Source organism: Chondromyces apiculatus DSM 436, from assembly GCF_000601485.1.
In the GTDB taxonomy this organism is placed as follows: domain Bacteria; phylum Myxococcota_A; class Polyangia; order Polyangiales; family Polyangiaceae; genus Chondromyces; species Chondromyces apiculatus.
Genome location: NZ_ASRX01000061.1, coordinates 44948 through 70882, shown reverse-complemented (window position 1 = coordinate 70882; position 25935 = coordinate 44948). Strand labels below are relative to the sequence as shown.

The window sequence follows — 25935 nt, the reverse complement described above, 5'->3', positions numbered from 1 at the left end:
CGGGTGGCGGGAAGCCTGGTAGGCTCCCGCCGTGACCGACCCTTCTCCTTCTTCTCCCCGCGATCCCATCTTCGATCTCAGCGACAAGTTCGTTCAGGCCTTCGCTGCGAGCTGCCCGGTGGATGCCTCCATGGTGGGCATTCCTTGCAATGCGGGCGCCTGGAACGACTGGAGCCCCACGGGGGCCGCGGCGTGGGGCACCACGCTCGCGTCATTCAGAGAGCAGCTCCGTGCCCTGCCGTCTCCGGCGGGAGACCCGTGGGCCCGCCTGGCGAGGCGGGTGATGGCCGACTACCTGGACGAGCGGCTCGACGACCTGGCGCACGGTGAGCACCTCGTCAACCTGAACAACATCGACTCCACCCTGCAGCACATGCGGATGGTGTTCGATGTGATGGACACGGAGACGGCCGAGGGGTGGGAGGCCGTGCTGTCGCGCCTCGAGACGATCGATCAGGCCTGCGCAACCTACCGCGCCTCGCTGGATGAGGGGCGGCGGACCGGGAAGGTGGTGGCGCGACGGCAGGTGCACGCGGCGATGGAGCAGGCGGGGGTCCACGCGGGCGAGTCCTCGTTCTTCCTGACGCTGCTCAAGTCCGCGGAGAGCGCGCCGGAGCAGGTCCGGGCGCGGTTGCCGGGAGCCATCGAGAACGCGCGTCGGACCTTTGCGGAGTTCCGGAGCTACCTCGCCGAGACCTACCTGTCTCACGCCGTCGAGGCCGACGGGGTGGGCGAGGCACGCTACGAGCGGGCGGTGAGGCGCTTTCTGGGCGCGAAGCTGGACCTGCGAGAGACCTACGCGTGGGGCTGGTCCGAGGTTCGCCGGATCGAGGCGGAGATGGCGCAGCTCGGCGCAGGGATCCTCCCTGGGGCGTCGATCCCGGAGGTCATCCGGATGCTGGAGCGCGACCCGGAGCGCTGCTCGGGCTCGGTCGAGGATTTCTTGCAGATCATGCGCGATCGCCAGGCGCGCGCGCTCAGAGACCTGCAGGACGTCCACTTCGACGTACCGGAGCCGATCCAGCACATCGAGGTGCGGCTCGCGCCGCCCGGAGGCGCGCTCGGGGCCTACTACGTGCCGCCCAGCGAGGGGTTCAAGCGGCCCGGGACGGTGTGGTACGCGCCGGGCGACGTGGCGCAAGTGCCGCTCTACGGAGAGATCAGCACCGCGTACCACGAGGGGTTCCCGGGGCATCACCTGCAGTGCGGGCTCCAGGTGTACTTCGAGGAGCAGCTCTGCCGGGTGCACCGCTTCCTGGTGATGTACCCGGGTTACGCGGAGGGCTGGGCCCTCTACGCGGAGCAACTCATGCACGAACTCGGGTACTTCGAGAAGCCGGAGTACGTGCTGGGGATGCTCGCGGCGAAGCTGATGCGCGCTTACCGCGTGGCGATCGACATCGGGATGCACCTCGACCTCCCCATCCCCGAGGACGCGCCCGTGCACGCCGGCGAGCGGTGGAGCTACGAGACGGCGGTCGAGATCCTGGAGCAGCGCGCCTTCCTGAGGCCTGACAACGCGCAGAGCGAGGCGACGCGGTACCTGGGCTGGCCCGGGCAAGCGATTACCTACAAGGTCGGGGAGCGGGTGATGCTCGACCTTCGTGAGGAGGCACGCCGGCGGCAGGGGGCGAGCTTCGACCTGAAAGCCTTCCACGGCAAGGTGCTGGGAGCAGGCTCGGTCGGGCTCGACCTCCTGCGGGAGCTGGTGCTGGACGACGGCCACGCGCGCGCGTAGCGGGCCGGGGTCCCCGAGTGCATCTCCTCATCAAGGCATTTGACGCGCCTGACGGAAGGGAGAGAGGATCGACGCCGATGGTCCGCGTCAGTGCGATGGCTGCGCTCGCAGCCGCTTTCCTGGCCACAGCCGGGGTCTCCGCAGCGCCAGACGCGCCGCAGACGGGTCAGGCGCCCGATGCGGCGCAGGTGCGTCGCGCGGCCGCGGCGTTCGATGCAGGGGTGGCGGCGTTCAAGGAGCGCGAGCTGGAGCTTGCAGCCTCCCGGTTCGAAGAGGCCGACGCTGCCGTGCCCAGCCCCCAGGCGCTGCGGCAGGCGATCCGGGCGCGTCAGGAAGCCGGGCAGGGTTCCCGAGCAGCCACGCTCGCCGCGCTGGCGATCCAGCGTTACCCGGCCGACGAGGCGACGAGCAAGCTCGCGAACGAGGTGCTCGCCGCGTTCGGGCCATCGCTCCACAAGCTGAGCGTGAGCTGTGCGCCGCCTTGCGTGGTGGCGGTGGGCAGCCGCGCCATCCACGGGGAGGCGACCACGCGGTGGGTGGTGTACCTCGATCCGCAGCCGACGACGCTCAGCGCGAGCTTCCTGGGGGGGAGCAGCAGGCAGGTCGAGGTCGACGCGAAGGCAGGCGGCAGCAGCGAGCTTCGCCTGGAGCCCGAGGCAGGTGCTCCCTCCACGGGGGGGGGTCTGCCGGGACCGTCCGGAGGCGCCGGGAGCGTCGGAACAGGGGCGAAAACCAGCCCCGGGACCGATGGAGAGAGACCGGCAAGGGGTGCACCGGCCGTCGACGTCGCGGCCACGGAGCCCTCGAAGCGGGGTGGCCTGCCGCCCTTCGTCTTCTTCGGCGGTGTGGCAGCGACGGCGGTGCTCGGTGGCGTGACGATCTGGAGCGGGATCGACACCCTCAACAACCCCGGTGAAGACGCGGTCCGCGCGGGGTGCGTGGGGCAGGGGACGGGCTGCGCGCTCTACCAGGAAGCCCTGGGCAAGGAGACCCGCACCAACGTGCTCCTCGGGGTCACGGCTGGTGTGGGGGTGCTGACCGTGGTGTCCGCGCTGTTCACGGACTGGGGCAGCTCCGGGCGGGGCGCGTCGACAGGCCGCCGCCGCGTCGAGCCCATCGTGACCGCCACGGGTCGAGGGGGCTTCCTCGGGGCCCAGGGGACCTTCTAGCCTGCTCTAGGACTGAAGGAGGGAGCGCGACATGCCCCAGGTGAAGTTTCTCGATCCCAGCGATGCACGGCGACGGCTCGATCGTTACGAGCTGATCGGGGAGATCGCCTCGGGCGGCATGGCGAGCGTGTTCCTCGCGCGCCTTGGCGGGGCCGGTGGGTTCCAGCGGTTCGTCGCCATCAAGCGGCTGCACCCGCACCTCGCGAGCGAGGCGGAGTTCATCGAGATGTTCCTCGACGAGGCCCGGCTCGCAGCGGGCATTCATCACCCGCACGTGGTGCCCATCCTGGAGGTCGGCACCACGGAGGCCGGGTACTACCTGGTGATGGAGTACATCGAGGGGGACACCATGGCGCGCGTGCTCGCCAGGGCGGCGAGCGGGGGCAAGATGGTCCCGCGCTCGGTGGTGGTGCGCATCCTGCTCGATGCGCTGGCCGGCCTCCACGCGGCCCACGAGCTCACCGGTGCCGACGGCAAACCCGTGCAGCTCGTGCACCGCGACTGCTCGCCGCAGAACATCCTCGTCGGCGTCGACGGCTGCACCCGGCTCACCGACTTCGGCGTGGCCCGGGCGATGTCGCGCCTCTCCAGCACCCGACCCGACCGCATGAAGGGGAAACTCGCCTACATGTCGCCGGAGCAGACCCGGGGCGGGCAGATGGACCGGCGCTCCGACCTGTTCGCGATGGGCGCCGTGCTGTGGGAATCGCTCGCAGGGCGGCGGCTCTTCAAGGCGGACTCGGAGGGCGCGACGCTGAGCAGGATCATGAACGATCCGATCCCGAAGCTTCGCGACGCCGCGCCCTCTGCGCCTGCAATGCTGGAGGCCGTGTGTGCGCGGGCGCTGGAGCGAGATCTCGCGAAGCGCTACCAGTCTGCGGCCGAGATGGCCGAGGCCCTGGAAGCCGCGGCGCTCGAGGGGCTGCCGGAGGGGGTGGCGTCGCCCAAGCAAGTGGCAGCGACCATGCGGGAGCTGCTCGGGCAGGAGATCGCCGCCCAGCGCGAGAGCGTGCGGGTGTGGCTGCAGCACGAGTCGAGCAACGCCGGCGCCGAGGCGCGTCCCTGGGGCGACCTGGTGGATCCAGGGCGCGGTGTCCCCTCGATTCCCGCAGCCGCGAGCTCGGTGTCGAGCGCGGTGTCGAAGATCATCCCGGTCGCGCTGCCGGATGACCCTGCCCCTGAGGCTGCTCCACGTCAGCACCCCAGCCTGACCCCGGGCTCGATGACCATGGCCAGCCGGGTCCCCACGGTGACCGTGAACGTGCGTCGGAGCCGTGGCCGAGGGTGGATGGCAGGGGTGGCGGCAGCGGTGCTTCTCGTGGGCGGCGGGCTCACAGCATGGTCAGCGCTGCGGCGATCCTCTGCTTCCACGCAGGCTGTGGCGTCAGGGCCGCCCGTGGCAGCTTCCGCGGCGATGCCGGTGGCGCCAGCAGCGCCCGCGGTCGCTCCGGCAGCGCTGCGGAACGAGGCGCCCGGGGTGGCTGCAGCGCCGGAAAACGCTGCGCAACCTGCGGCAGAGGCCGCGGCCGTGAACGCAGCACCGCCCGCATCTGCCAGTGCCGAGGTGCTCGGTCCATCTGGCGCGTCGGCGCCGACAGCTCTGGCGCCTGTTCCTTCCAGTGAAGCTCCCCGAGGAGGCGCCTCTCCGCAGGGTGGCTCCAGGTGGACACCGCCGCGCCCGAAGGCCGCGACCCCGGAGCCGAAGGCTGCAACTCCGGCTCCGGCGAGCGACATGGCGAACCCATATCGCTGAACCGGACCGGAGCGCTCGGGAAGAGAGGCCGGTGACGGTGGCTCAGCTCTCGACGGTCGAGTGCAGGAACCAGCCGTGCTTCTCGAAGGTGCCGATGATCTCCGTCAGGATGTCGGACGTGTCGGCGTCCTTGAGTTCGTCGACGATCACCCGGGAGGCATGGAGCCCCTGCACGTACTTGTCGAACCGGTCCGCGAGCAGCCGTGCGTGGTCGAGATCGCGCGTCGTCTCCTGAGCGTAATCCGGGATGGTCGAGGCGCTCGCGACGTGCCGGACCGTGCCGCGGATCTGGCCGCCCAGGGTCACTGCCCGCTCGGCGATGGCATCGTTGAACTCGGCCAGGCTGACCGCGAAGGTCTCGAAGAGCGGGTGCAGCGAGGCGAAGTGCGGACCCTTGATGTTCCAGTGCGCGACCTTGATCTGGCTGTGCAGGTCCAGGCCGTCGGCGAGGCGGGCGTTGAGGGTCTCCACGATCTTGGCGCGTGCTTCGGCAGGTAGCGGGCTGGGGCTTCGGTACATGGGTGTGTCCTCCTGAAAAGTCAGGTGATGATGCTCGCGGTCGTATGCTTCGCGGAGAACATGCGCCTGGTGAGACCCGGGCGCCAACACATCATGCTGATGGGCGTGATAGGTTGCGCCTATCTTGACCGAGACGGCAGCGCACCCCGCGAGTTCCACCCGGGAGAGCAGCGATGAAGAGCCCCAGGCGGGCACCGCGCCCGGAGGGCAGCCGAACGGCTCCGAACCCGGAGAGCAGCCGAACGGCTCCGATGTGTGCTTGGCCTGCGGGCTGTGCTGCACCGGCTTGCTTTTCGACCTCGCCCCGCTGGAGGAGCCGGAGCTGCCGCTGGCCGGGCGGCTGCAGCTCCCGGTGGTCCAGACGCCCGTGTACGACGCCTTTCGCCTCCCCTGTCCTCAGCAGCAAGGGGCCAAGTGCGGCGTGTACCTGATGCGGCCCAATGTCTGCGGCAGCTACGCTTGCGGGCTGCTCCAGCGCTACACGGCGGGGGAGGTGCCCCTCGTCGAGGCGCTGGAGCGGGTCGCCCGGATCCGGACCGCAGCTTCCGACCTGCGGGACCGTGTCCCTGCCGGCTCGCGACCCCGGCCGCTGTGGGACGACGCCCGATCGTACCTGGAGGTGCTCGACGACGCGCTCGCCCCACCGGAGCGGCAGCGCGAGGTCGAGGGGCTCAAGACGGCGCTCTCCGCGCTGCGGGCAGCCATCCGTCGTGATCTCGACCCCTGAGCTGGTGCTGGCGCTTCACCGCCGGATCGAATAGATCCCCCGGCCATGCTGTCCGAGACCCGCGACAAGATCCTCGACCTCAAAAGGCGCCATGATGCGCTAAGGGGGCATCTTTGACGTCCCTAGACTTGAAAGGATGCTCCAGGACCTGACCCAGACGACGCTCGCGCCGGGGTTCTGGAACGACAACGAGAAGGCTCAGGTCGTCCTCCGCAAGCGCGCGCAGGTCGAGTCCAAGCTCGACCTCAGCCAGAAGCTCGGCAAGGAGATCGACGATCTCCTCGAGTACTTCGAGCTCGGCGCCAGCGAGGGTGACGAGGGAGTGCTCGACGATGCGGCGAAGCAAGCCGCAGAGATCGATGCGCGCCTGCACAAGGCCGAGGTGGAGCGCATGCTCTCCGGCCCCGCCGACCGCGGCAACGCCATCGTCAGCATCCACCCGGGTGCCGGCGGCACGGACGCCAAGGACTGGGCTTCCATGCTGATGCGCATGTACCTCCGGTTCTGCGAGCGGCGCGGCTACAAGACGGACATCGTCGACTACCAGGACGGCGACGAGGCGGGCATCGACGCGGTGACCTTCACCGTCTCGGGGGAGTCGGCCTACGGGTATCTCCGCTCGGAGCATGGTGTGCACCGGCTGGTGAGGATGAGCCCCTTCAACGCCGACCACACGCGCCAGACCGCGTTCGCCGCGGTCGAGGTCACGCCGGACTCGGACGAGGACATCAACATCCAGGTGAACGACAAGGACATCGAGATCACCACCATGCGCGCTGGCGGCAAGGGCGGCCAGAACGTCAACAAGGTGGAGACCGCGGTGCGCCTCCGGCACCTGCCCACGGGCCTGAACATCGTGTGCCGCGCCGAGCGCAGCCAGCACCAGAACCGGGCCATGGCGATGAAGATCCTCAAGGCGAAGCTCTACGAGATGGAGCTCGCCAGGCGAGACGCCGAGGTGCAGGCGGCGAACGCCTTGAAGAGCGAGATCAAGTTCGGCAGCCAGATCCGCAACTACGTCCTCGCGCCGTACCGGCTGGTGAAGGACGTGCGGACGGGGACCGACGCGAGCAACGTGGACGCGGTGCTCGATGGGGACCTCGACAGCTTCGTCGAGGCCTACCTGCTCGCCGCAGCCGGAGGAACGCTCCGGAAGGGCGGCGGGGCCGAGGAGGACGTGTGAGCCGCGAGGGATCTGGAAAGCCGTCGGCCGAATCCGAGGCGCACGCGGAGGCCGCGCTCATCGCGGCCCGCAAGGGCAAGGCTACAAGGGCACGCGAGCGAGGCGAGAACCCCTTCGCGAACGACGTGACCGCTGGCGCGCCGCTCGTGGATCTCGCCGAGGTCCGCGCTCACTTCGCCAGCGTCCGCGGCGAGGACGGGCGTTACGACGCGGCGCGCGTGGAGGCCGCCCCGTTCCGGGTGGCCGGGCGGATCCTCTTTCTCCGCTCCTTCGGGGGCGTGGTCTTCATTCGCCTCCGCGATCGTACCGGCGAGCTGCAGCTCTACTGCGAGCAGGGGGCGCTCGCGGGGTGGGAGCGCCTCGACGACCTCGACCTCGGCGACATCGTCGAGGCGCACGGCAAGGCGATGGCCACCAACAAGGGAGAGCTGTCCATCCGGGCCGAAGGCCTGCGCCTCCTGACCAAGGCCTACCGGCCGCTGCCCACGAAGACCAGCTTCAAGGACGTCGAGTCCCGCTACCGCATGCGGTACGTGGATCTGGTCGCCAACCCCCCCGTGGCCTCGGTGTTCCGCGCCCGCACGGCCATCGTCTCCGCCCTGCGCGAGTTCTTCGACGCGCGCGACTTCCTCGAAGTGGAGACGCCGACGATGCACCCGATCATCGGCGGCGCCGTGGCCCGGCCCTTCGTGACCCACCACAACGCGCTCGACATGCAGCTCTTCATGCGCATCGCGCCCGAGCTGTACCTGAAGCGGCTGCTCGTGGGCGGCTTCGACCGCGTCTACGAGATCGCCCGGTGCTACCGGAACGAGGGGCTCTCCACCAGGCACAACCCCGAGTTCTCGATGCTCGAGTTCTACCAGGCGTACGCCACGTACGAGACGCTGATGGACCTCACCGAGGCCATGCTCCGGCACGTGGACGAGAAGCTCGCCGCGAAGCTCCCGGCCGAGCACGGGGGCTGGGTCGCGCCTCGAACCTGGTCCTTCGAGCGCTTCGCGCGCGTTCCCATGGCGGAGGCGCTCGCCCGCGCCACGGAGGCCGCGGGGCTGCCCCCGGAGGTGGCGCAGCGGGTGAGCGACGACGATGCGCCCATCAAGGAGTGGGCGAAGACTGCGAAGTCGAAGGGGCGCGAGATCGACTGGTCGAACTTCCGCTCGGGCGCGAAGAAGTGCGAATCGGCCGGCGAGCGCGTGTTCTGCGCGTACGAGTACCTGGCCGAGCCCTTCCTCACGCGGGACTACCGGAGCCCCGACGGTACCAGGAGCGCCCCGGTGTTCATCACCGACTACCCCTTCGAGGTCTCCCCGCTCGCCCGGAGGAAGGACGCTGATCCAGCGCTCGTCGACAGGTTCGAGCTGTTCATCGATGGGCGCGAGCTCTGCAACGCCTTCAGCGAGCTGAACGACCCGGAGGACCAGGACGCGCGCTTCCGCGCTCAGGTCGAGAAGAAGGCACGCGGCGCCGAGGAGACCATGGATTACGACGCCGACTACATCCGCGCCCTGGAGCACGGCATGCCGCCCGCCGCGGGCTTCGGCATGGGCGTGGATCGGCTGGTCATGCTGCTCACCGGGGCTTCGTCGATCCGGGACGTCATCCTCTTCCCCCTCTTGAGGCCTGAAGCGCTTGGCGCCGCTCTCTAGGCCGCTCTACCTCGCGTTCATCACGATCGTGATCGTGGTGAGCCTGCTGCTCGTGCTCCGCGGCATCCGCCGCATGAGCCAGAGCCTGCCGCGGGCCATGTTCTGGTGGTTCGGCGGCGTGCTCGGCGCGGGCTTCGCGCTCCTCTCGACCCTGGCGTCAGGCCTGCCCGTGCAGCGGGGCACGGCGCCCATCGTGCTCCGTCACGAGCTGATCCGCGGCGGTGCCCTCGTCACGGGCACCATCTTCCTCCTCATCGCCCTCGCGGCCTTGCTCCCGGTCATCCTCGACGCGCTGGAGCGGCGGACCTTCGTCTCCTACGTCGGCGCGCGCCACGTCCGCGCCACGAAGAGCGGGTTCCTCACCGTGATCTCCGTGCTCTCCATGGCGGGAGTCGGCGTCAGCTCCTGCGCGCTCTGCTCGGTGACCAGCATCATGGGCGGGTTCGGCGCCGACCTGAAGCGCAAGATCCTGGGCAACAATGCCCACATCGTCGTGGAGGGCGAGCGCCCCGGCGGCTTCGCTGACTGGGAGGAACACCTCGCCAAGGTCCGCGTCGCGCTCGGCCCCGTGGGTGGCGCCGCGACACCCGTCGTGGCTGGCGACGCCATGGGATCGAGCGCCTCCAACACCGCGGGGGCGCTGGTCCGCGGCATCGACCCCGACACCATCGGCCAGGTCATCGACCTCAAGAACAACCTCGAGGTCGGCAACTTCGACTACCTGATCGAGCCCGAGAAGCTCGTGGATCTTCCTGCCGAGGAGATCATCGGCCGCGGCCCCGGCGGCGAGCCGTACTTCAAGGGGCCAGACGTCCGCTTCAACGCGGAGGTCGATCCCACCGTGAAGGAGTTCCTGCGCAAGCAGACCAAGACCTACCCCGGCGTCATCATCGGCCGTGAGCTCGCCAAGTCGCTGCACGTCCTCGTGGGCGAGGAGGTCACCCTGCTCTCACCCATCGGCGAGCTGGGCCCCACGGGCGTGATGCCCAAGTCCCGCAAGTTCCGCGTCGCCGCGATCTTCTACAGCGGCATGTACGAGTACGACGCCACGCACGCCTACGTGCTGAAGGACGAGGCGCAGCGGTTCTTCAGCATGGGTGACAAGATCACCCACATCGACATCCGCGTCCCCGATCCCGAGCGGGTCGCCGAGGTGCGCCCCGTGGTCGACCAGGCGGTGGCGGGAGAGGGGCTCCGCGTCCGCGACTGGATGGAGATGAACAGGAACCTCTTCAGCGCCCTGAAGCTGGAGAAGATCGCGACGTTCATCATTCTCTCCATCGCCATCGCGGTGGCGAGCTTCTGCATCGTCTGCACGCTGCTCCTCATGGTGACCGAGAAGGGCAAGGAGATCGCGATCCTCAAGGCCCTCGGCGCCTCGGACGGGGCAGTGATGCGCATCTTCATGCTGGAGGGCGTGATCATCGGCGCCATCGGCACCATCTTCGGCGTCGGCACCGCGCTGGCCTTCTGTCTGGGCCTGTCGTGGTTCGGCGTGCGCCTCGATCCTGACGTTTATTACATCGACCGGTTGCCAGTGAACGTGAACGGCGTGGACTACGCCCTCGTCGCACTGGCAGCCCTCGTGATCTGCACGGTGGCGACGATCTACCCGGCGCGGGCAGCCTCGCGGCTCTCTCCGGTCGACGGCCTCCGATACGAGTAGCCATGGCAACCCCGCTCGTCGTCGTCGAAGATCTCCGCAAGATGTTCGTGCACATGGGGCGAGAGCTCCATGTCCTCCGAGGCATCGACCTCACCATCGAGCAAGGTGAGGTGGTCGCCATGGTCGGCCAGTCCGGCGCTGGCAAGAGCACCTTCCTCCACTGCATCGGCACCCTGGACATGCCCACCGGTGGCCGGATCAAGCTTGCCGGGGAGGACCTCACCAACCTCTCCAGCTCCAAGCTCGCCTCCATCCGCAACCGCACCATCGGGTTCGTGTTCCAGTTCCACCACCTCTTGCCCGAGTTCAACGCGCTCGAGAACGTGATGATGCCCGGCCTCATCCAGGGCCGGAGCCGCAAGGAGCTCGAACCGATGGCGCGCACCCTGCTCTCCGAGGTCGGCCTCGGCGAGCGCGGGACGCACAGGCCCGGCGAGCTGTCCGGCGGCGAGCAGCAGCGCGTGGCCCTGGCGCGTGCCCTCGTCCTCTCACCGAAGCTCATCCTCGCAGACGAGCCCACCGGCAACCTGGACACGGGCACCAGCGAGGCGATGCACCAGCTCTTCTTCGAGGTGAACCGCAAGCACGGGACCACCATCGTGGTCGTCACCCACAACCTGGCGTTCGCCCAGTCGATGCCGCGGGTGGTGAGGATGCGCGACGGTCGCATCGAGGCCGACGAGCGCCGCGGCGCGAGCCTGCCCGACGCCTCGACGGCAGCGGCCGCCTCCGTCGCTCCTGCCGCGGAGGGCGCTCCCGCCTCCTCCCGGGGCGCCGGCGCGACCGTCGACGCCGCCGACAATCCGTAGCGAGCTGTCTTCAGCGATCGAGCCGCGTGTCGAGGATGTCCGCGGCCCTCACCGACATCGCCATGATGGTGAGCTGCGGATTGACCCCGAGCGATGACGGGACAGCGCTGCCGTCGCACACGTACAGCCCCTTCACGTCGTGAGCCTGCTGATCGGGCCCGATGCACGAGGTGCTCGGCTCTGGCCCCATGCGGCATGTGCCGAGCGGGTGGTACGCCGTCACGTCGAAATCGCCGGGGCGCAGCTTCGCCCTGCGGAACTGCGCGAGCGCCTCGGGGGTGCTCACCTCATCGTGACCCGCCACGAACGGCAGCACCCGGCGCGCCCCGGCTGCCTGGAACACCTCGCTCAGGACCGCGAATCCGCGCTGCATCCGCTCCGTGTCCTCGCGGTTCATGGTGTACACGATGAGCGGTGAGCCCCCGATCCCCGGGCGCACCTCACCCCGGCTCGTGTCCTTGATCATGAAGCCGAACGTGGCGAGGTGCGGGTAGCGCTCCATCAGCTCCGTGAACCGCCGCCCCGTCCATGGCACCCCGATGGCCGCAATGTCGAGGGGCACCGAGCTGCCCTCGAACATCAACCCCTCGTCCTCGAAGTGATCGATGCTGTAGCCCTGCGGGATCCCCTTCCACTGCTCGACGCGCTCGTCGAAGAGGGCCATCACCTTGCCGGCGGGGTGGATCGACAGGTTCTTCCCCAGCCACTTGCTGCTCCGGCAAGCGCTGCTCCGCTGGAGCAGGAGCGGCGTCAGCAGCGTCCCACAGGCCACCACCACCGCCTGCGCCTTGACCGTGAGCCGCGGCGCCCGCCGCGCCCCCCGCTGCACGGCTGGTGTACCAGCCAGCGTCGCCGTCACGCCCCGCGCGCGCCCTCCCACGATGTTCACGTGTTCCACCCGCGCCGCCGTCACGAGCTGCGCCCCCCTCAGCAGCGCCTCCGGCACGTAGCTCACGTCCGTCGACCGTTTCGCGCCCGTGGGACAGCCGAAGCAGCACACCCCCTGCCCGTCACAGTCGGGCGCATTGCGCAGGAGCGGCGCGTGCCGCAGCCCCAGTTGCGTGGCGCCGCGCTGGATGATCGGCGCGATGGCACCGAGGTGCAGCGGGTTCGCAGGCGCCACCCGGAGCATCCGCTCCACCCGCTCGTAGTAGGGCGCCATGCCCTCCGGCGACATCTCGCCTGGCAACCCCAGCTCCTCGCGCCACGCCGCGAAGGTCTGCGCAGGCGCGCGGTAGCAGGTGCCGGAGTTCACCACCGTGGTGCCACCGACCGCCTTGCCCGAGAAGATCGGGATGCCCAGGTTCCCGAGCGACACCGTCATCCCATGGTCGCGGTACAGCGTTCGGTGGGCCCGCGCCGCCCGCGCGTCGAAGCTCGATCGGCGGTGGAAGTCTCCCTCCTCCAGCATCAGCACCGCGTGTCCCCGCGCGGCGAGCTCGTACGCCACCGGGGCACCTCCCGCCCCCGTACCCACCACCACCACGTCGCACTCCAGCGTGAGATCTTCGTCGATCTCGCGCCCGTTCACGACCTGCGACAGCCACCGCGGCTGCTCCTCGCGTACGACAGGCAGATCGGAGCGGCACCCGACGTGTCTGAACATCTCCGCCCGCTCGTAGTGAAGCAGCTTCAGCGGTATGAGCAGCGCCCGCAGCGCCGTCCGCAGGGCAGGGGACCTGCGCTGCTCCCAGCCGGACAGCAGGTCCATGCGCTGCGCGAGCGAAAGCGCCGAGAACGGCCGGAGCCGCGTCGCCACGGTGGCCAGCTCCACGGTCCAGAGCATCGCCCGGAACCCACGCGCGACGTGTGCTGGCACGTCCTTGAGCCACCCTGCGAGCGCCGTCGCCGTGGGTCCCCCCGCGCCTGGGAGCAGCGCTCCGGGTGGCATGGCTGCCTCGGCGATGGCTGCGACCACGCGCAGCTCCCTCGCTGTCAGCGCGCCCGACGGGGAAGCCTCCCTGAAGGACGCGCGAGGCTTTGGCTCCTCATTTTTGCCCAGGTTCATCGCCATTGACAGGGTCATCGCAGGCCTCCGGTACCGGTTGGTTCCAATGTTCTGTAGATGCAGAACATTGGAGAGGCAAGCTCGTGACGCAGGGTGTCACCCGGTCCGAGTACTGCTCAGGCTCGCAAGACGCGAGCTTGGACCGAGGCTGTAGGCCAGCACGCCGGACGGACACGCTCCGGCCAGCGGACGTCAGCGTTCATGCTGACGACGCTCACGCCGCACGCGCCGCGCGCAGCGCTTCAGGGGATATGCAGGATGATGACCGGCGAGGTATGCCGGAGCTGCAGGTGCTCCCACGCATCGTCGGCGACGGCGATCCCCTTGGAGCCCTCGTCCCGGAAGTGCGCCATGACTGCGCGGAAGTAGGGGGGCTCGGGCCGCGTGATCGCGATCAGCGCCTGCCGGTCTCCAGGCAGGGGCGTGAATGGACGATCGGCCCGCGTGCGCCGCGTCTCCTGGACGAGGCTGATCTCGTCCATGCGCGCCGTGTAGTGCGGCCCGCCGTCGAACGGATCCACCCGGTGCGCGTAGCGGAAGCCGATGCGGCGCAGGAGCTTCTCCACGCCGCGCGTCTGCGTGCCGGTCTTGCCGATCACCCGCTGCGCATCGAGCGGGAGCAGCGAGGCGTAGATGGTCCCCTCCGGGAACAGCCCCTTGATGAACTCCTTGTTCTTCTTCGAGAGCAGATCCGCCTCGGCGTAGCTCAGGTCGACGAACTTGTGGCCGAGGGCTTCCCAGAGGTGGCTCGTCCCATCGGGTTCGAGAGGCGGCAAAAGCTCCGCGAGGATCTCGTCCTGGAACAGGTCGCGGTGCGCAGCCAGGTACAGGAACCGCACGTAGGAGATCATCGTCCCGAGCTTCTCGGCGCGCTGACGGTACGTGGGCATGAGCACGAGCCCGCCGATCTCCGTCGGCCCGTTGTACGAGTAGCCGATGCGCAGCACGGTGTGGTGGAAGTGCTTGTCGATCGTGGCCGAGTACTTCTCCTCGTCCAACACGTCGAAGTAGATGTACGGCGCGTTGCGACGCCCGAGCTGGGCGATGAGCATCGACGTGCCGATGATGGTGCCCCCCTTCGGTGTCCCTTCGCCGACGTCGACCAGCACGAACACGTACTGCCGGAGCCGCGGATCCTGGATCGCACCGCTATGGCTCCGGTGACTCATGTCCACGATCTCGTGGATCGCGCTTCGGTCGTTGGGCAGGTTGACCGAGTTCAGGTGGCGCGCGACGGCCAGGAGCTGTTCCTCGTCACCCGGGAGGGCAGCGCGTATCTCGAACGAGACCATGCGCGCGCAGCCTACGCGCGCCGCCCTCGTTCCGCCAAGCTCCGCAGCCTCCTGCGAGGCAACGTCATCACGGGGTCCCAGGACAGCAGGCGCTCGTCCACTGCTCACCCATGTCGCGTCGCACGCAGTTACCTGCGCGGATCGCCGGGTTCCGGCCGTGGAACGTCTTGCCCGTGAACCGGAACGCAGCAGGCCGCCCCGGGTAGTTCTTTTTGCAGTCCCCATCATGCGCCGGGGTGCGCGTCCGGACAACAGCGTCTGTTTTGGCGGACGTCTGGGCCACCTCCCCAGCCTCGGCCCCTGCGCCCTGACCCTGCGCGTCGGGTGCGCGCTGTCCGTCACCCGTCGCCCTCGGCGTGACGTGCGCCGCGGCGGTGACCCCACCTGGAACACTCAGCACACAGCGCTCTCCGTCCCACTCCATCGCCGGCTCACATGCCGGCACTCCGCGCGTGCGCTCGCATGCCGGCGGGAGCTTCGGATCGCTTGCCGGCCGCGCCTCCGTGTCCTGCGGGCACTGCACCGGCGAGACCGTACGCGCACACCGCACGCCGAGCGACGCGCTCCACTCGTGCGGGAGGTAGCGATTGCGCAGCGCATTGCGCAGCCACTTGGGGAAGCGTCGGCTGAAGCTCCCGCCGCGGTAGACGCGGTGCGTCCCCGAGGCACGCTCGTCGGGATACGCGCCGAAGAAGCTCGACGTCCACTCCCAGACGTTCCCAGACATGTCACGCAGCCCGAACGCACCGGAAGGAAAGCTGCCCACAGGACACGTCCCGATGTGGTTGTAACAAGCCCTCTCGCCGTCGGGCACCTCCTCGCCCCACGAGAACCTCCGCAGCTCGGAGCCCCCGCGAGCCGCGTACTCCCACTCCCGTTCGCTGGGCAAGCGCTTGCCCGCGAAGCTGCAGAACGCCTCGGCCTGCGTGAAGTCGATGCAGTTGGCAGGATGGTCCTTGCGCCCGCTCTCGGGGCCATTGCACAGCGAGCTCGGTCCCTGCATAGGTGAGCAGGCGCCTGCCTTCACGCACGCCTGGTACGCAGCCGCCGTGACCTCGGTGCGATCGAACAGGAAGGTGGCCACCGCAACCTCGTGCATGGGCCGCTCCTCCGGCGACCCCTCCGAGATCCGCGATCCCATGAGGAACAGCCCCCCCCGGATCTCCACCATGTCCGGCGGCGTCACCGGTTGCGGTGGTGCCGTCGGCGTGACCGGCGCAGCCACTGCCGCGGGAACCTGCGCTGGCACCGCCGTCGTGGTCGGCGATGCCGCCGATGCCGCCGAGGTCGCCGTGCTCTCAGGTTCGCCGTGACACCCGGCCATCACGATCAGCAACGAGGTCAAGATGCGTCCGCCACCCACGGACCCTCTGTACCCTGGATCCGGCCGCGGCTCGATTCCCTCTCGCTACCCGAGCTGCGTCCGCAGCGCTTCATCCATCGCCGCGAGCGGCGCCGGTCGGCCGGTGTAGAGCTGGAACTGTGCCGCCGCCTGGTAAAGCAACATGCGCCCGCCATGGATCGCCGTCGCTCCCGCGCGCTGCGCTGCGTCGAACAGCTCGGTACGCAGGGGCTTGTAGACGATGTCCATGACCACCTGCCCCGGCCGGAGCACCCCCTCCGGCACGGGACTCCCCGGCGCCACGCCGGCCATGCCCCGGGAGGTGGCATTGACGAGGATCGCGTGATCCCCCCGGAACGTCTCCTCGTCGAGCCCCGCCGGCGTCGCATCGACCTCCGCCGCGAGCCTCTCCGCCTTGGCCCGGTCACGGTTCGCGAGGGTCACCACCGCCCCCCGCTCGCGCAGCCCGAAAGCAACCGCGCGCGCCGCACCACCCGCGCCGAGCAGGAGCACGCGCCGCCCCGCCAGCGTGGTGATCTCCTCCAGCGCCTGCACCGCGCCCATCCAGTCCGTGTTGTGCCCGGTGATCCGGCCGCCGTCATTGACCAGCGTATTCACCGCCCCGATGCGCGCCGCCACGGGATCGACGGCGTCGAGCAGGGGCAAGACCTGCTGCTTGAAGGGCATGGAGACGCCAAGCCCGCGAATCCCCAGCGCACGCATGCCCCGCAGCGCACCCTCGAGGTCGGTGACCGCGAAAGGCACATACGTGAACGGCAAGCCAAGCGCGCGATACGCCGCGAGGTGCATGGCCGCGCCCGTCGGCACCGGATGCAGCGAGAGCGAGCCGCAGAGCGTGAGCATGGCCATGGCACGTGAGCGTGCGGACGGCGGCATGCCGTCGTCGACGGGCGCCGAGTTGCGCTCTGACACCGAAGGCTCAGCCATGCAGAGACGCTGGCCTGGGAACGCGGAGGATGCTACTCAGGGTAATCCCGATGTTCAAACACGGTGGCCCCGGGCAGGCTGGCGAGCTGGTTGAACTCACGGCACTGGTGCCTTCGAGCACTGCCGAGGTGGCACCCGTGGAGATCGCAGCCCCGCCCTCCGTGCGGAGCCGGATGCAGCAATGGCTGCCAGGTCTGCGCTGGATCGCGACACGCGCAGTCGCCCTCGCGCTGTTCCTGACGCTGCTGCGCACGACCGTGGCCGACCAGTACCACGTGCCCACCAGCTCGATGTGGCCCACCATCGCGCCCGGCGATCGGATCTTCGTCTACAAGCTCGCCTACGGCGTGCGGCTCCCCTTCACGAGCCGCTACCTGATGGAAGCCGAAGATCCTCACCCCGGCGACGTGGTGGTGTTCTCCGATCCCCGCGGCGGCGCAGTGCCCCTCGTGAAGCGCGTGGTCGCCGTCGCAGGTCAGACCGTGGCCGTGCAATCCGGCGTGCTCCTCATCGACGGCGTGCCCCAGACCGTGGAAGTGCTCGGCGACGGGCAGATGCTGGAACACCTGGGCCCAACCTCCCACGCCGCCGGTTCCGTCGATCTCGCCGCCTTCGGCCCCGTGGTCGTCCCCCCCGATCACGTGTTCATGATGGGCGACAACCGCGCCTCCTCCCTCGACAGCCGCGAGATCGGCTCCGTGCCCCGTCAACTCATCCGCGGTCGCGTCGTCGGCGTGCTCTACCACCACCGCGAAGGCGAAGGCCTCGACGCCGGTCGCCTCCTGCAAGCCATCGACGCCCGCCCCGACCGCGGCGCCGTCCGCGGCGCCTCCCCCGCCTCCGCCGCCACCCGTTAATCTAGATCAGGGGCCTATCGGCCCCTACGCTCCCGGTACTGCGTACCCTGGCTCAGGGGCCTATCGGCCCCTACGCTCCCGATGGTCGCTACCCGGCGGTGTCGCTGCATCGCGTGACGCGTGACCAGGGCTGCACCGAGTGAGCAGGAGCCGAGAGGTGCTCAGAGCCTGGCTCCAGTCTTCAGCAAAACGGCATGAGCCACGCTGAGCCCGCTGCTCCGGCGCATGCGGTCATGCATTAGCATGGCCCTCATGAGCGGCTCCGAGAAGACCTACGAGATGTTCTGGGACTGCAAGTACTGCGGTCAGAAGAAGCTCCTCGGGTTGACCCACCGGTTCTGCGCCAACTGCGGCGCGCCCCAGGACGCCACCGCGCGGTACTTCCCCTCCGACGCCGAGAAGGTGGCCGTCCAGGATCATCAGTACGTCGGCGCAGATCTGCGCTGCCCCGCGTGCAGCGCCTGGAACAGCCGCAACGTCAACTGCTGCACCCAGTGCGGCGGTCCCATGGCCGCCGGGAAGGTCGCGCAGGTGCGCGCCGACCAGGTGCGCGCCCAGGGTCAGCAGTTCGGCACCGAGAACCTGCAGGACGCGCAGCGCGCGCATGCACAAGGCTTCATGCCCGCCCACGGGGCGCCCCCGAAGCCCCAGACGAGCAGCGCCCTCAAGATCATCCTCGCACTCCTCGTCGTGCTCGGGGTCGGCGCCCTCGGTCTGGTGTGCACCTGCATCTTCTGGACGAAGCCCGCCGCGTTCCAGGTGTCGGGCCACTCCTGGGAGCGCACCGTCGAGATCGAATCGTTCGGCCCCGCGCGCAAGTCGGACTGGTGCAGCGACATGCCCGCCGGCGCCCGGGAGCTGAGCCGCCGCAAGGACCAGCGCTCCTCGAAGAAGGTCGCCGACGGCGAGGACTGCCAGACCCGCCGCAAGGACCAGGGCGACGGAACCTTCAAGGAGACGCGCGAGTGCAAACCCCGCTACCGCGAGGAGCCCGTGTACGCGGAGCGCTGCGAGTACGAGATCAACGTCTGGAGCACGAAGGGGATGGCCAAGGCGAGCGGCTCCTCCCTGAACGAGGCCCCCGCCTGGCCCCGGGTCGATCTCAAGCGCCCAGGCACCTGCGTCGGCTGCGACCGCGAAGGCAAGAGGACCGAGAAGTACGAGGTCAAGCTCGTCGACATCAAGACCAGCAAGGAACAGCGCTGCGCGTTCGACCAGCCGAAATGGTCGTCCTACGCCGTCGGTTCTCGCTGGTCCGGCAGCATCGGCGTGCTGAGCGACAGCATCGAGTGCAGCTCGCTCAAGGCGCAGTGATCTCGCACCTCGCCCCCCGCCTCCCCTGGCTTGTGGACATCGGCGCGGAACCGATCAACCCTCGCCCTCCATGCGCACGTTCTCCTCGTTCCTGCCGGCCCTGATGGCGCTCGCAGCGTGTCAGCTCGGGTGTGGTGGCTCGACCCCGCCCCCCGAGACGGCCGAACCCGAGTCCGCCGCCGAGCCCGAACCCGAGCCCCCGTCCGCCGCCGCCGAGCCCGAACCCGAGCCCGAGCGCGTCGCCCCCGGGCTCAAGTCCGCCTCGACCGACACCTCCATCCCCGACGACTACTCCATCTCGCGCGGCGACTGCGCGCAGCTCGGCAACCAGCTCGCCACCGTCACCCGCTCCGATCAGCTCGCGCAGCTCAGCCCCAAGCTCACCGCGGCGCAGCGGACCCAGGCCGACAAGAACATCACCGACGTCGCGACCCGCATGGGCGAGAAGTGGACCGCCGGCTGCGAGGAGAGCCTCGTCGGCAAGATCGGCGACCGCCAGTCCATCGTCTGCGCGCTCTCGTCGAAGACCGTGAAAGCCTTCGACGAGTGTCTCAACACCAAGACGGGCGAGAAGTAGAGCCGCGATGCCCCACCCCCTGCTCTCCGACCCCTGGATTGCGGAGCAGATCGAGTCCGCCGTGGCCCCCTATGCCGGGCGCCTCCCCGCGCGCGAGCTGGACTGGATGCGCGAGCAGCTCGCGGAGATGCTGACCCACGACGAGCACGCCTCGCGCCTCCTGCGCCAGGCGCACCCCCGCGAAGTAGAGCAGAGCGGCGAGCGCCTCACCCCCGGCGCCACGGAGACGGCACGTCTGTCCGACGATCTCGCTGACGATCTCGGCCCGGTCCGCGCGAAGTTGGGCTAGACCTGCACCCCGTCAACCCGGTCCTGCACTTCCCTGCGCTCCCGATGGCCGTCACCCTTGCCCGTAGACCTCGCCTCGCCATGGATCCTGGGCGATTTCCGGAGATGGAGTCCTAGGTGCTCGCTGCAGACCAGGCGCTCTACACCGAGGGCATCCACCTCTCCATGGCGGTGGCGCGCCGCCTCGCGCGCCGCCTGGGCGGGCGCATCCCCGTCGACGACCTCCACGCCTCCGGCAACGCGGCCCTCCAGGCCATCGTCGCGAGCTACGACCCTGCCCGTTCGAGCTTTCCCAGCTACGCCCGGGCAAAGCTCACCTGGGCCATGCTGGAGGGCATCCGCCGCGAGCGCCGCTTCCGCCTCGACGCCCCCCGTGCCGGCGCCCTCGCCGCCTCCGAGCGCTACGCCCACGCCGCGCGCGAGGCGGGCACTCCCGCCCCCGAGCTCCCCGACGACCCAGCCCCTGCCTTCCGCGACCTCCTCGCCGGCCACACCGCAGCCATGGTGCTCGGCATGGCAGCCTGGAGCGAGGCCCCCGAGCTCGCCCTCCCCGACCAGAGCGACAGCCCCGAGGAGCGCATCGCTTCCGCCGAGATCGCAGGCGTCGTGCGCCGCGCCGTCCAGGCCTTGCCCGAGCGCGAGCGCGTCCTGATCGAGCGCCACTACTACGGCGGCGAACGCTTCGACCACATCGCCGAGGAACTCGGCATCAGCAAGAGCCGCGCGAGCCGCCTCCACACGCAGGCCATCGCCACCCTGAGCCGCACCCTCCGCGACGACGGCGGCCAGGATCCTCCTCAGGACGCCTGACCTGTCACTGCCGCTTGCTCTTCAAGTAGCCTGCGCGCTCGGCGTCGGTCACGGGCTCGTTGCGGATGATCCGGGAGTCGCGGGTCATGAACTGGTTGATCTGCACGAACACGTGATCGACAGCGACCTTGAGGCTCTCCTTGTGCTCCCACATGCGCGCCGCATCCTCGAAGGTGCTGGCCTTCGGATCGTACGCGACCATGTGCAGCTCGCGCGTGAGCGGCGGCGGGAAGTCCTCCACCTCCACGACCTTGTAGAGCCGGACCCCGCCGCTCGCCTCGGTCGCGGCGACCACCGTCCCTTTGACCAGCTCCTTCTCGTCTGGCTTCGTGGCGGGGATCGACGGCCCCCCTTTCCCGCATCCGGGAACGAACGACAGACTGCTGACGATCAGCGCGGCGGCGAATACGACTGACCTCATCCCCGCTGAATAGCGGGCCCCTGCACCCCGTGCAAGCGCCCAGCCCCGCTCACGGTGACGCCCCTGGATCCCCTCGCCGCATCTGGACATCCCGCCGGGCACCTCATAAAAGCGCCCGCAGGTTCCGCCCGCCTTTACGAGCGCCTCACGCCTCGTCGGGCACATCAGGACAGGAGAGCTAAGGATGCAACTGCAAGACACCAAGTTCATCGTCACGGGCGCGGCTTCCGGCCTGGGCCGCCACTATGCCGAGCGGCTCGCCGAGGCAGGCGCCCAGGTCGCCGCTGGCGACGTGAACGAGGAAGGGCTCGCCTCTCTCGCCGAGGCGAGCAAGGCCTTCTCCGGTCGGATCCACACCCGCAAGCTCAACGTCGGCGTCGAGGCCGAGGTCACCTCCTTCGTCTCCTGGGCCGCCGAGGCCATGGGCGGCCTCAACGGCCTCATCAACAACGCCGGCATCCTCCGCGATGGCCTGCTCGTGAAGAAGGACCGCAACACCGGCGCCATCGTGAAGATGAGCGCCGCGCAGTGGCAGGCCGTCATCGACGTCAACCTCACCGGCGCCACCTACATGGTCCGCGACGTCGCCGCGAACATGGCCGAGAAGGGCTCGAAGGGCGTCATCATCAACATCAGCTCCGTGGCGCGCCACGGCAACCGCGGCCAGTCCAACTACTCCGCCGCCAAGGCAGCCCTCGCGGTGAACGCCCGCACCTGGTCGCTCGAGTTCGCGCCCTTGGGGATCCGCGTCGTCGCCGTCGCGCCCGGCATGGTCGAGACCCCCATGACCCAGGGCATGAACCAGAAGGCCCGCGACGCGCTCGTCGCCGCCATCCCGTGTGGCCGCATCGGCGTCCCCGAGGACATCTGGCTCGCCGTGAAGTTCGCCATCGAATGCGAGTACTTCAACGGCCGCTGCATCGACGTCGACGGCGGCCTCTCGATGTGACGCTCCTCCGGCGCGCGTAATCCCCTTCGCGCACCACCCCTCCCCGCGCACTTCTTCGCGCTCCTGCGCGCTCCTGCGCGCTCCTGCGCGTGATTTTCCTCCCCTGACGCTCCTCCGTTTCCGCCTGCTCCCGTTCCGCGCGGAGCTGCCGCGAGATCCCTGATCTTTCGCTTCAACACCCTCGCCTCACGCTTGACCGAACAGATACTGAATTCTACATTCAACAACGTCTCGCGGTGACTTCGGTGAGGTGGTTGAAGCATGTACGTCTGCCTGTGCAAGGGCGTGACCGACAGTGAGATCAACGACGCAATCTGCAAGGGCGCTTGCTCCGTAACCGAGGTGATGAGGTGTACGAGCGCAGGAACCCGCTGCGGATCCTGCCGTCCGACGATCCAATCGCTGCTCGAAAAGGCGGCGCCAGCTTCGGCGAAGCGCTCCCTGAGCCTGATCCCTGACCCCGAACGGCCGGTGGAGCAGCCCACGGCGGCCTGAAGGGGTGCACAGACGCAGCCCTGGCTCGGGTGCCCATCCCGACCAGGACGCTGCAAGCACCGCGTCCCGGAGGTTCACGCCACCGGGCGGCTGGTTTTTTATTGCGTTTGACGTGCCCAACGCTCCATATGGCGGTTGCCCCTCCCACCGTTTCGGCGACGAAGCGAGGGGGGCAAACCACCCAGAGGCTGGCGAGAGGTTGGGATGAAGGGGTCGAAAGAAGTCATCGACGCGCTGAACGAGGTGCTCGCAGCGGAGCTCGTCGCCATCAACCAGTACTTCTTGCACGCCAAGATGTGCCTGAACTGGGGCTACGTGACGCTCGCGTCCCACTCCCGCGCCGAGTCGATCGACGAGATGAAGCACGCCGAGGCGATCATCGATCGGATCCTCTTCCTCGAGGGCCTGCCCAACCTGCAGCGGCTGGACACGCTTCGCATCGGTCAGACCGTGCCCGAGCAGTTCAAGAGCGATCTGGATCTGGAGTACAAGGCCGTGAAGCGCCTCAACGACTACATCGCCCTCTGCCGCGACAAGGGCGATCGGACCACCGAGGAGCTCTTCGCTGACATCCTCAAGGGGGAAGAGGAGCACGTCGACTGGCTGGAGACCCAGCTCGGGCTCATCGCCCAGCTCGGCGAGCAGGGCTACCTCGCCCAGCAAATCCGGAAGTGACCGATCCGGGCATGCCGTGACGCGTCGTCGCTCGGGACCGGACTCCCTGCCTGGGCACGAGGCTCGGTGCGCTCCCTGCGCCCGCGCACTAGAATGTCGGCCAACCCCACGGTCTGCGCTGCGGAGCACGCGGCTCTGGTGACACCGGAACGGCCATGGGGCACTGAGATGCGGCGTGCGGCCCGTGACTCCAGGTGAACCCCTCGGCCCTGGCCCGAGGAACTCCGCCGGAGCAGGGCGCGACAGCGGGGGAATGTGATGGCGAAGATACTCATCGTCGATGACCAGCGAAACATGCGCACCCTGCTCGCGATGCTGCTGCGCGGGGCAGGGTACGAGGTCGACGAGGCCACCGACGGCGTGGAGGGCGCAGATCTCGGGGCCAAGGGCGCGTACGACGCTGTCCTCACCGACCTGCGCATGGGTAGCTCGGATGGGCTCTCCGTCCTCCGGGCCGTGAAGGAAGCCAACGCGATGACCGAGGTCATCGTGATGACCGCGTACGGCACCATCGAGAGCGCCGTCGAGGCCATGCGCCTCGGCGCCTTCGACTACATCCAGAAGCCCATCGAGGAGCCCGAGCTGCTCCTCAAGGTCGAGCGGGCCCTGCAGAACAGGAAGCTCACCGGTCAGGTCCAGCTCCTCGCCACCGAGTTCAAGGAGCGCTACCGCTTCGAGAACATCATCGGCCGCTCGCAGCCGATCCGCGACGTCCTCGCCCGGATCGTGAAGATCGCCCCGACCGACGCGACGGTGCTCATCACCGGCGAGAGCGGCACCGGCAAGGAGCTGGTCGCCAAGGCGGTCCACGCCAACAGCAAGCGCGCCGACCGCCCCTTCGTCCCCGTCAACTGCGCCGCCATCAGCGAGACCCTCCTGGAGAGCGAGCTGTTCGGTCACGCCCGCGGCGCCTTCACCACCGCCGTCAGCGCGCGCAAGGGCCTCTTCGAGGAGGCCGACGGCGGCACCTTCTTCTTCGACGAGATCGCCGAGACGCCCCTCACCTTCCAGGCGAAGCTGCTCCGCGCCATCCAGGAGAACGAGATCCGCCGCGTCGGTGAGAACAAGGCCATCTCCGTCGACGTGCGGATCATCGCCGCCACCAACCAGGAGCTGCTCAGCTCCGTCGCCGAGAAGCGCTTCCGGCAGGACCTCTACTACCGCCTCAACGTCGCCCGCTTCAACCTGCCCCCGCTCCGCATGCGCCGGGAGGACGTCCCGCTCCTCTTCCAGCACTTCCTCGACAAGTACAACCGCAAGATGAACTGCCGCGCGAAGGCGGGTGAGGGCGTGATCGAGGCCCTCACCCAGTACGACTTCCCCGGCAACATCCGCGAGCTGGAGAACATGGTCGAGCAGGCCGTGGCCCTCTCCAGCGGCGGCGTCATCTCCAATGACGACATCCTCCCCGCGCCCACCCAGCCGAAGCGCGTGGGCGCCGATGGCGTGGGGCGCGCGCTCGCCGACGTGGTCGACGACGCCGAGCGCCACGCCATCGAGGCCGCCCTGCGCGAGTCCGAGGGCAACCGCGAGAAGGCAGCCGACGTCCTCGGGATCAGCGCCACCACCCTCTGGCGCAAGATGAACCGCCTCACCATCGTCTACCCGCCCGCCGGGTGAGCCCTCGCGCCCGGCGACGTGTTAGTAGCGCCCCGTGCGCCGCGACCTCCTCCACTTCGATCTCCCCGCCGAGCTCATCGCCTCCCGCCCCGCCGAGGATCGCGACGGCGCCCGCCTGCTCCTCGTCGACCGCGCGCTCCCCCCGGGCGAGGTCGCGCACGCGCACATCCGCGACCTCGAACAGCACATCCCCGAGGGGGCGCTCGTCGTCGTCAACGACACCCGGGTGATCCTCGCCCGCCTCCTCGGCCGCAAGCGCACCTCCGGCGGTCAGGTCGAGCTGCTCCTCGTCCGCAAGCTCGCCGACGAGCCAGCATCCACCCCTACGCCAGCGGAGCGATGGAGCGCCCTCGGTCGCGCCTCGAAGCCCATCCGCCCCGGCGCCGATCTCGACTTCGGCGAGCCAGGCACCCTCTCCGCGCACGTGCTCGCCTCCGGCGGCGGCATGCTCGAGGTGCGCCTCTCGTCCCCCGCGGGCCTGCCCCTCGCCGAGGCGCTCGACGCCTGCGGCCACATCCCGCTGCCGCCCTACCTGCGGCGCGCCGACGACGGCGCCGATCGCGAGCGCTACCAGACCATCTTCGCCCGCACCCCCGGCGCCATCGCCGCGCCCACCGCCGGCCTGCACCTCTCCGAGCGCCTCGTCGAGCGCCTCCGCGCCCGCGGCGTGCGCTTGACCAGCATCACGCTTCATGTAGGACTCGGCACCTTCCAGCCGGTCACCGTGGACGACCTCGACGAGCACCCGATGCATGAGGAGCAGTACCTCGTCTCCGACGAGGCCCGCGCCGCCATCGCCGATGCCCGCACCCGCGGCGCGCCCGTCGTCGCCATCGGCACCACCGTGGTGCGCACCCTGGAGAGCGCCGCCGATCCCGAGCGCCCGGGCCACGTCCTCGCCTCCGCGGGCGAGACCCGCCTGCTCATCCAGCCCGGCTACCGCTTCCGCGTCGTCGACGCGCTCCTCACCAACTTCCACCTCCCCGAGTCCACCCTGCTCGCCCTGGTCTGCGCCTTCGCCGGCGTGGACAGGGCGCTCGCGGCTTACCGGGCAGCCATCGCCGCCCGCTACCACTTCTACTCGTACGGAGACGCCATGCTCATCTCCGGGAAGGCTTGATCGAAG

The 25935-nt window shown here is 69.3% G+C and carries 24 protein-coding genes; 18 read left to right on the top strand and 6 right to left on the bottom strand.

Annotation, left to right across the window (positions count from 1 at the left end):
* Positions 1–31: 31 nt before the first annotated feature.
* The 3 genes from CAP_RS31620 (at position 32) to CAP_RS45930 (ending at position 4660) form a co-directional block, all read left to right on the top strand.
* Positions 32–1738, top strand: coding sequence for a DUF885 domain-containing protein (locus tag CAP_RS31620; protein ID WP_052376391.1), 1707 nt, complete (start codon positions 32–34; stop codon positions 1736–1738).
* A gap of 77 nt (positions 1739–1815) precedes the next feature.
* Entirely contained in the window at positions 1816–2907 is a 1092-nt protein-coding gene (locus CAP_RS31615; protein WP_044247677.1) for a hypothetical protein, read from the top strand.
* Positions 2908–2938: 31 nt separating this feature from the next.
* Positions 2939–4660, top strand: coding sequence for a serine/threonine-protein kinase (locus CAP_RS45930; RefSeq protein ID WP_052376390.1), 1722 nt, complete (start codon positions 2939–2941; stop codon positions 4658–4660).
* A 42-nt stretch (positions 4661–4702) separates the two neighbouring features.
* Here CAP_RS45930 and dps read toward each other — a convergent pair whose 3' ends face one another.
* Positions 4703–5179 (bottom strand): DNA starvation/stationary phase protection protein Dps, encoded by a 477-nt coding sequence (gene dps, locus CAP_RS31605; RefSeq protein WP_044247674.1) that lies wholly within the window; start codon positions 5177–5179, stop codon positions 4703–4705.
* A gap of 124 nt (positions 5180–5303) precedes the next feature.
* On the opposite strand from dps, the gene CAP_RS31600 reads away from it, so the two are divergent.
* The 5 genes from CAP_RS31600 (at position 5304) to CAP_RS31580 (ending at position 11213) form a co-directional block, all read left to right on the top strand.
* Positions 5304–5906 carry a YkgJ family cysteine cluster protein gene (locus tag CAP_RS31600; RefSeq protein WP_156041317.1) on the top strand — a complete coding sequence of 201 codons (603 nt, stop codon included), beginning with the start codon at positions 5304–5306 and terminating at the stop codon, positions 5904–5906.
* Positions 5907–5951: 45 nt separating this feature from the next.
* A protein-coding gene (prfB, locus tag CAP_RS31595; protein WP_197041441.1) for a peptide chain release factor 2 occupies positions 5952–7089 on the top strand; the annotation gives its coding sequence in 2 pieces (ribosomal slippage) (positions 5952–6020 and positions 6022–7089; 1137 coding nt in all).
* Positions 7086–8738, top strand: a complete 1653-nt coding sequence (gene lysS, locus CAP_RS31590; RefSeq protein ID WP_044247669.1) for a lysine--tRNA ligase — start codon at positions 7086–7088, stop codon at positions 8736–8738. The genes prfB and lysS overlap by 4 nt, the downstream gene beginning before the upstream one ends.
* A complete protein-coding gene (locus CAP_RS31585; protein ID WP_231511792.1) occupies positions 8722–10404 on the top strand; it encodes an FtsX-like permease family protein in 1683 nt (560 codons plus the stop codon). The genes lysS and CAP_RS31585 overlap by 17 nt, the downstream gene beginning before the upstream one ends.
* Positions 10405–10406: 2 nt before the next feature.
* Positions 10407–11213 carry an ABC transporter ATP-binding protein gene (locus tag CAP_RS31580; RefSeq protein WP_044247666.1) on the top strand — a complete coding sequence of 269 codons (807 nt, stop codon included), beginning with the start codon at positions 10407–10409 and terminating at the stop codon, positions 11211–11213.
* A 10-nt stretch (positions 11214–11223) separates the two neighbouring features.
* Here CAP_RS31580 and CAP_RS31575 read toward each other — a convergent pair whose 3' ends face one another.
* The 4 genes from CAP_RS31575 to CAP_RS31555 form a co-directional block, all read right to left on the bottom strand.
* Complete coding sequence (locus tag CAP_RS31575; RefSeq protein WP_231511791.1) at positions 11224–13131, bottom strand: GMC family oxidoreductase; 1908 nt, start codon at positions 13129–13131, stop codon at positions 11224–11226.
* 332 nt (positions 13132–13463) lie between these two features.
* Positions 13464–14513, bottom strand: coding sequence for an arginine N-succinyltransferase (locus tag CAP_RS31570; protein WP_044247663.1), 1050 nt, complete (start codon positions 14511–14513; stop codon positions 13464–13466).
* 67 nt (positions 14514–14580) lie between these two features.
* On the bottom strand, positions 14581–15876 hold the full coding sequence (locus CAP_RS45925) for a formylglycine-generating enzyme family protein (RefSeq protein ID WP_081865464.1): 1296 nt from the start codon (positions 15874–15876) through the stop codon (positions 14581–14583).
* A 45-nt stretch (positions 15877–15921) separates the two neighbouring features.
* On the bottom strand, positions 15922–16803 hold the full coding sequence (locus CAP_RS31555; RefSeq protein ID WP_231511790.1) for a shikimate dehydrogenase: 882 nt from the start codon (positions 16801–16803) through the stop codon (positions 15922–15924).
* A gap of 50 nt (positions 16804–16853) precedes the next feature.
* On the opposite strand from CAP_RS31555, the gene lepB reads away from it, so the two are divergent.
* The 5 genes from lepB to CAP_RS31530 all read left to right on the top strand — a co-directional run bounded on the left by lepB (position 16854) and on the right by CAP_RS31530 (position 20649).
* Complete coding sequence (gene lepB / locus CAP_RS31550; protein ID WP_052376388.1) at positions 16854–17660, top strand: signal peptidase I; 807 nt, start codon at positions 16854–16856, stop codon at positions 17658–17660.
* Positions 17661–17912: 252 nt separating this feature from the next.
* Positions 17913–18974, top strand: a complete 1062-nt coding sequence (locus tag CAP_RS31545) for a hypothetical protein (protein ID WP_156041314.1) — start codon at positions 17913–17915, stop codon at positions 18972–18974.
* 70 nt (positions 18975–19044) lie between these two features.
* Positions 19045–19551: a hypothetical protein gene (locus CAP_RS31540; RefSeq protein ID WP_044247657.1), complete on the top strand. Its 507-nt coding sequence runs from the start codon at positions 19045–19047 to the stop codon at positions 19549–19551.
* A gap of 7 nt (positions 19552–19558) precedes the next feature.
* Positions 19559–19840, top strand: a complete 282-nt coding sequence (locus tag CAP_RS31535) for a hypothetical protein (protein WP_231511789.1) — start codon at positions 19559–19561, stop codon at positions 19838–19840.
* Between the two features lie 116 nt (positions 19841–19956).
* The gene (locus CAP_RS31530; RefSeq protein ID WP_231511788.1) at positions 19957–20649 is read left to right on the top strand and encodes a sigma-70 family RNA polymerase sigma factor; all 693 of its coding nucleotides are present in this window, start codon (positions 19957–19959) and stop codon (positions 20647–20649) included.
* Between the two features lie 4 nt (positions 20650–20653).
* On the opposite strand, the gene CAP_RS31525 is transcribed toward CAP_RS31530, so the two are convergent.
* Entirely contained in the window at positions 20654–21070 is a 417-nt protein-coding gene (locus CAP_RS31525) for a hypothetical protein (protein WP_044247655.1), read from the bottom strand.
* 184 nt (positions 21071–21254) lie between these two features.
* Between CAP_RS31525 and CAP_RS31520 the strand changes: the two genes are divergently transcribed.
* The 5 genes from CAP_RS31520 to queA all read left to right on the top strand — a co-directional run bounded on the left by CAP_RS31520 (position 21255) and on the right by queA (position 25929).
* Positions 21255–22019: an SDR family NAD(P)-dependent oxidoreductase gene (locus CAP_RS31520; RefSeq protein ID WP_044247651.1), complete on the top strand. Its 765-nt coding sequence runs from the start codon at positions 21255–21257 to the stop codon at positions 22017–22019.
* Positions 22020–22280: 261 nt separating this feature from the next.
* A complete protein-coding gene (locus CAP_RS31515) occupies positions 22281–22514 on the top strand; it encodes a (2Fe-2S)-binding protein (RefSeq protein WP_044247649.1) in 234 nt (77 codons plus the stop codon).
* Positions 22515–22718: 204 nt separating this feature from the next.
* A complete protein-coding gene (gene bfr / locus CAP_RS31510) occupies positions 22719–23189 on the top strand; it encodes a bacterioferritin (protein ID WP_044247646.1) in 471 nt (156 codons plus the stop codon).
* Positions 23190–23447: 258 nt separating this feature from the next.
* Positions 23448–24809: a sigma-54-dependent transcriptional regulator gene (locus CAP_RS31505; protein ID WP_044247716.1), complete on the top strand. Its 1362-nt coding sequence runs from the start codon at positions 23448–23450 to the stop codon at positions 24807–24809.
* A gap of 34 nt (positions 24810–24843) precedes the next feature.
* Positions 24844–25929, top strand: coding sequence for a tRNA preQ1(34) S-adenosylmethionine ribosyltransferase-isomerase QueA (gene queA, locus CAP_RS31500; RefSeq protein ID WP_044247644.1), 1086 nt, complete (start codon positions 24844–24846; stop codon positions 25927–25929).
* Positions 25930–25935: the final 6 nt, after the last annotated feature.

Bases quoted from the DNA above. Each gene is read 5' to 3' on its own strand.
- CAP_RS31615 (WP_044247677.1), top strand. From the start codon at position 1,816: ATGGTCCGCGTCAGTGCGATGGCTGCGCTCGCAGCCGCTTTCCTGGCC.
- CAP_RS45930 (WP_052376390.1), top strand. From the start codon at position 2,939: ATGCCCCAGGTGAAGTTTCTCGATCCCAGCGATGCACGGCGACGGCTC.
- dps (WP_044247674.1), bottom strand. From the start codon at position 5,179: ATGTACCGAAGCCCCAGCCCGCTACCTGCCGAAGCACGCGCCAAGATC.
- CAP_RS31580 (WP_044247666.1), top strand. From the start codon at position 10,407: ATGGCAACCCCGCTCGTCGTCGTCGAAGATCTCCGCAAGATGTTCGTG.
- CAP_RS31570 (WP_044247663.1), bottom strand. From the start codon at position 14,513: ATGGTCTCGTTCGAGATACGCGCTGCCCTCCCGGGTGACGAGGAACAG.
- CAP_RS31555 (WP_231511790.1), bottom strand. From the start codon at position 16,803: ATGGCTGAGCCTTCGGTGTCAGAGCGCAACTCGGCGCCCGTCGACGAC.
- lepB (WP_052376388.1), top strand. From the start codon at position 16,854: ATGTTCAAACACGGTGGCCCCGGGCAGGCTGGCGAGCTGGTTGAACTC.
- CAP_RS31545 (WP_156041314.1), top strand. From the start codon at position 17,913: ATGAGCGGCTCCGAGAAGACCTACGAGATGTTCTGGGACTGCAAGTAC.
- CAP_RS31540 (WP_044247657.1), top strand. From the start codon at position 19,045: ATGCGCACGTTCTCCTCGTTCCTGCCGGCCCTGATGGCGCTCGCAGCG.
- CAP_RS31535 (WP_231511789.1), top strand. From the start codon at position 19,559: ATGCCCCACCCCCTGCTCTCCGACCCCTGGATTGCGGAGCAGATCGAG.
- CAP_RS31525 (WP_044247655.1), bottom strand. From the start codon at position 21,070: ATGAGGTCAGTCGTATTCGCCGCCGCGCTGATCGTCAGCAGTCTGTCG.
- CAP_RS31520 (WP_044247651.1), top strand. From the start codon at position 21,255: ATGCAACTGCAAGACACCAAGTTCATCGTCACGGGCGCGGCTTCCGGC.
- CAP_RS31515 (WP_044247649.1), top strand. From the start codon at position 22,281: ATGTACGTCTGCCTGTGCAAGGGCGTGACCGACAGTGAGATCAACGAC.
- bfr (WP_044247646.1), top strand. From the start codon at position 22,719: ATGAAGGGGTCGAAAGAAGTCATCGACGCGCTGAACGAGGTGCTCGCA.
- CAP_RS31505 (WP_044247716.1), top strand. From the start codon at position 23,448: ATGGCGAAGATACTCATCGTCGATGACCAGCGAAACATGCGCACCCTG.